Genomic DNA, 4,554 nt, shown 5'->3' with positions numbered 1-4,554 from the left:
GGGGCTATAGCTCAGCTGGGAGAGCGCCTGCATGGCATGCAGGAGGTCAGCGGTTCGATCCCGCTTAGCTCCACCAAATTCCGATTCGTAGTCAGCTAGACTGAATGCGAAGTCAACCGGGCCTCAGCAGCCGGGTTGTTAAGGTAAGAAGGTTCGTCCCCTTCGTCTAGTGGCCTAGGACACCGCCCTTTCACGGCGGTAACAGGGGTTCGAGTCCCCTAGGGGACGCCAGTTTTACACAAGCGATATCGAAAGAGTCGCTGGGCCGCGAGGCTAGAAATCTGGGGCTATAGCTCAGCTGGGAGAGCGCCTGCATGGCATGCAGGAGGTCAGCGGTTCGATCCCGCTTAGCTCCACCAATTTTGCCAGGATTCGTGAAAACGGATCTGTACGAAGGTTACAAGTCCCCTTCGTCTAGTGGCCTAGGACACCGCCCTTTCACGGCGGTAACAGGGGTTCGAGTCCCCTAGGGGACGCCATTTTACCCACTTTGTGGGATTTCAAGGCTCATTCGATTATTGAATGAGCCTTTTGTTTTTTCCTCGAAAAAAGTTTCCCCTCCCTCTTTCCTTCAGCTCACCACACGTGTTCGGCGAAATCGCTTGCAGAAAAATATTATGTGAATAATATTATCAACATAATATTTGGAGGCGAGCCATGAACGAAAAAAAGGCGAAAACCCGCGAACGGATTCTTGATGCCGCCTGCAGTGCGCTGATTCAGCAGGGGCCGGCCGAGCCGAGCGTCAATCAGGTGATGGGGGCCGCAGGGCTGACCGTAGGGGGCTTTTACGCTCACTTCGATAGCAAGGATGCACTGATGCTCGAAGCCTTCAGTCAATTGTTGTCGGAGCGCCGTGCCCTGCTTGCCGAGGTAGACCCGGCCATGAGCGGCGAACAGCGCCGGGCTCTGGTGGCAGCGTTCTACCTGTCGCGCAAACACCGGGATGCCACTGAGCGCGCCTGCCCGCTCCCGACCGCGCTGGGCGAAATGGCACGCCTGCCGGACGCTTTTCGCCAAGTGCTGGCCGAACACATTGAGTTGATGATGGCAAATCTTGCTGGCAGCCCCGAGGAAGCCGACAAGGTGCTCGCTGACCTGGCGTTGATGGTCGGAGGCCTGGCCCTGGCCCGTGCCTTGGGCACAGATGAGCTGTCCGACCGTATCTTGCGGGCCGCCAAATCGGCGGTGATCTGATCGAGCGACAACAACCGGAGTGAAGCGATGAATACCTTGAGCTGGATTCGTAGCGTCAACGGCACCGTTGGACGGCTGGCACCGGAGCACATTGCCGGTAAGATGCGCCGCGCGTTCATGACCCCGCGCAATTTACCGCCACGCGCCTGGGAGCTACCACTGCTGGCGAGTGCCGAGCGTATTACCCTGCGATTCGGCCTGTCGGCACTGCGGTGGGGGCAGGGACCGACAGTGTTGTTGATACACGGTTGGGAAGGGCGCCCAACCCAGTTCGCACATCTGGTCGAGACACTGGTGCAGGCCGGCTACACCGCAGTGGCTCTGGAGGGCCCCGCCCACGGTCATTCACCGGGGCATCAGGCGCATGTAGTGCTGTTCGCTCGGGCGTTGCTTGAGGCGGCGGCAGAGCTGCCACCCTTGAAGGCAGTGATAGGGCACTCCATGGGCGGTTCCAGCGTGATGCTCGCCCTGCAGTGGGGGTTGCGCGCCGACAGGGCGGTCAGTGTTGCCGCTCCGGCTCGATTCCTTGGCGTGCTGCGCAATTTTGCCAACCATTTGGGCATGCCGGCCCGGGCCCGGGCAGCGTTTGTCCGGCAGGTCGAGCGGGATGTCGGTATACCGGTCTCGCGCCTGGATGTCAGTGGTTACCAGTTGGAAATTCCCGCGCTGATCGTGCATGCCGAAGATGACAGCCTGATACCGGCCAGCGAAGCTCGGCTGATTCACCAGGCGTGGTTCGACAGTCGTTTACTCATGCTGCCTGACGGTGGCCATCAGCGGGTGCTCTCCGATCCGCGACTGATCGAGGGCGTAATGGCTTTGTTGGCGGCTGATCGGGTGCTGGAACGGCAATCGGCTTGAGCATCCGTTACACTCTGCCCGTTCATCACAGAGCTGGAGCGGGCATGAGTTGGGATCTGGCAACACCGTTCATAATCGATCTGCGCGTCGCTGCCGACGATATCGATGGCCTCGGCCACGCCAATAATGCGGTCTACGTTACGTGGCTGGAGCGTTGTGCCTGGCGGCATTCACAGCGCCTGGGCCTGGACCTGGCCGAATACCGGCGTCTGGACCGGGCCATGGCGGTTGTACGCCACGAGATCGATTACCTGGCAGCGGCGTATGAAGACGACGAGTTGCAATTGGCCACCTGGATCGTTGACTGGGATCAGCGCTTGAAAATGACCCGGCGCTTCCAGCTGGTACGGCCCAGCGACGGCACCACCTTGCTGCGCGCGCAAACCACCTTCGTCTGTATCGAGTTATCCACAGGGCGGCCCAAGCGTATGCCCGGCGAGTTCATCGATGGCTATGGCCCGGCGCTGATGACCGGAGCGCTGTAGTACGCGGATTTTGTTAGACTGCCGGCCTTTTTCGCCCGAGTAGCAATCCATGCAAATTGCCCTGGCCCCGATGGAGGGGCTGGTCGACAACATTCTTCGCGACGTACTGACCCAAGTGGGCGGTATCGACTGGTGTGTCACCGAGTTCATTCGCGTTTGCGACCGGCTGTTGCCTGCTGCCACCTTCGCCAAGCTCGCCCCCGAGCTGAGCCAGGGCGCGCAGACGGCGGCTGGGGTCCCCTTGCGTGTACAGCTGCTTGGCTCCGATCCCGTCTGTCTGGCGGAAAACGCGGTTCTGGCCTGTGAGCTAGGGGCGCCGGTAATCGACCTCAACTTTGGTTGCCCAGCCAAGACGGTGAACAAATCCCGGGGTGGGGCGGTGCTGCTCAAGGAGCCGGAGCTGCTCCACGCCATCCTGCGCGAAGTGCGCCGTGCGGTTCCTGCGCATATTCCGGTAACCGCCAAGATGCGTCTTGGCTTCGACAGCCCTGACGGTGCCCTGGACTGCGCGCTCGCGCTTGCCGAAGGAGGCGCCGAACAGTTGGTGGTGCACGCGCGCACCAAGGTCGACGGCTACAAGCCACCAGCGCACTGGGAATGGGTCGCCAAGGTTCAGGACGTGGTCAAGGTGCCGGTGTACGCCAATGGCGAGGTCTGGACCCTTGAAGACTGGCGGCGCTGCCGTGAAGTCAGTGGTGTCGAAGACATCATGCTCGGTCGTGGTTTGGTATCCAGGCCGGATCTGGCCCGGCAGATTGCGGCAGAGCGCGACGGCGTGGCGTTTGTGCCGATGGACTGGCAAAGCCTGCTACCGCTGATCCAGGACTTCTGGGGCCAGGCCCGGGCACAAATGACACCGCGCCAGGCGCCTGGGCGCTTGAAGCAATGGGTGGCCATGCTGACCCGTACTTACCCGGAGGCCGTGGCATTGTTCACTGAACTTCGCCGCGAAACCGACTGCGATCGGGTTGGGCAGTTGATAGGTGTGCCGGTCAGTGAGGCGGCCTGAAAAAAATTTTTGTCGGGTTGCTTGAAAAGCAGGCGAGGGTCCTTATCTAAGGAGTACGCGATGCCGAAGTCGGGTCGCGGGACTAAACAACCTCGCTGATTTTCAGGAGATGTACCATGACTACTGCTTTTTCTCTGGCTCCACTGTTCCGTCATTCCGTAGGCTTCGACCGTTTCAACGACCTGTTCGAATCTGCGGCGCGTAACGAGGCGGGTAGCAGCTACCCACCCTACAACGTTGAAAAACATGGCGAAGACCACTATCGAATTGTTGTTGCTGCAGCAGGTTTCCAGGAGCAGGACCTCGACCTGCAAGTGGAAAAAGGCGTCCTGACCGTCACTGGCGGCAAGCGTGACAGCAACACCGAAAGCGTTACCTACTTGCATCAGGGCATTGCCCAGCGGGCGTTCAAGTTGTCCTTCCGCCTGGCCGACCACATAGAGGTCAAGGCTGCCGGACTGTCCAACGGCCTGCTCAGCATCGACCTGCTGCGCATCGTTCCGGAAGAGGCCAAGGCCAAGCGTATCCCGATCAACGGCGATAGCCAGCCTGCGCTGAACTGAGTACAGCACTGCGAAAAAGGGCACCTTCGGGTGCCCTTTTTTATGGTTCACGAAATCCCGGCTAGAAATCGTGCCGAAAGTGTCCACCATGTCTCCGTACACGTGTCTACCATGTGTCCGGTCTATACACCAAGACAAAGGGAATGCGCCGTAAGGGCGCAAAGGTGACTCCAAACCGCCCACGTCAATGGATCAGCACCTGGCTGTATGGGTCACCGACTACACAGTTGGCCGACCGCGAGTGAGCACCGGAATGTGGCTCGAGTGGCGATGGGCATATTCATTTGATGCAGTGGCGCTATTGGCTGGTTTCGCCCTTACGGCGACCCACTTTTGTCGGGGCAAAAGTGGGCAAAACCCCCTGTCCCTGCATCCGGCCCTACGCTGCGCTCCGGGTTCCCTCATTCCACCCTTGCTCCCGCGGGGACCGCGCCGAAGG

5 protein-coding genes and 4 tRNA genes are annotated in these 4,554 nt (G+C 60.2%); all 9 read left to right on the top strand.

Features of this window, described 5'->3' with window-relative positions; genetic code table 11:
• Positions 1 to 76: transfer RNA gene (locus tag V0R60_RS26700), tRNA-Ala, on the top strand.
• 79 nt (positions 77 to 155) lie between these two features.
• Positions 156 to 231, top strand: a tRNA-Glu gene (locus V0R60_RS26695).
• A 52-nt stretch (positions 232 to 283) separates the two neighbouring features.
• Positions 284 to 359 (top strand) — tRNA-Ala (locus V0R60_RS26690).
• Positions 360 to 403: 44 nt separating this feature from the next.
• A tRNA-Glu gene (locus V0R60_RS26685) sits at positions 404 to 479 on the top strand.
• 178 nt (positions 480 to 657) lie between these two features.
• Entirely contained in the window at positions 658 to 1,197 is a 540-nt protein-coding gene (locus V0R60_RS26680) for a TetR/AcrR family transcriptional regulator (RefSeq protein ID WP_330080979.1), read from the top strand.
• A 27-nt stretch (positions 1,198 to 1,224) separates the two neighbouring features.
• Positions 1,225 to 2,058 (top strand): alpha/beta fold hydrolase, encoded by an 834-nt coding sequence (locus tag V0R60_RS26675; protein ID WP_136475199.1) that lies wholly within the window; start codon positions 1,225 to 1,227, stop codon positions 2,056 to 2,058.
• 44 nt (positions 2,059 to 2,102) lie between these two features.
• Entirely contained in the window at positions 2,103 to 2,543 is a 441-nt protein-coding gene (locus V0R60_RS26670) for an acyl-CoA thioesterase (RefSeq protein ID WP_136475200.1), read from the top strand.
• A gap of 49 nt (positions 2,544 to 2,592) precedes the next feature.
• Positions 2,593 to 3,552 (top strand): tRNA dihydrouridine synthase, encoded by a 960-nt coding sequence (locus tag V0R60_RS26665; protein ID WP_330080978.1) that lies wholly within the window; start codon positions 2,593 to 2,595, stop codon positions 3,550 to 3,552.
• Positions 3,553 to 3,668: 116 nt separating this feature from the next.
• On the top strand, positions 3,669 to 4,115 hold the full coding sequence (locus V0R60_RS26660) for an Hsp20 family protein (RefSeq protein WP_136475202.1): 447 nt from the start codon (positions 3,669 to 3,671) through the stop codon (positions 4,113 to 4,115).
• Positions 4,116 to 4,554 lie beyond the last annotated feature (439 nt).

It is taken from the genome of Pseudomonas auratipiscis (assembly GCF_036324085.1).
Taxonomy (GTDB): domain Bacteria; phylum Pseudomonadota; class Gammaproteobacteria; order Pseudomonadales; family Pseudomonadaceae; genus Aquipseudomonas; species Aquipseudomonas auratipiscis.
The sequence above is the reverse complement of the archived record's forward strand: the minus strand, read 5'-3'. Positions and strand labels throughout refer to the sequence as shown.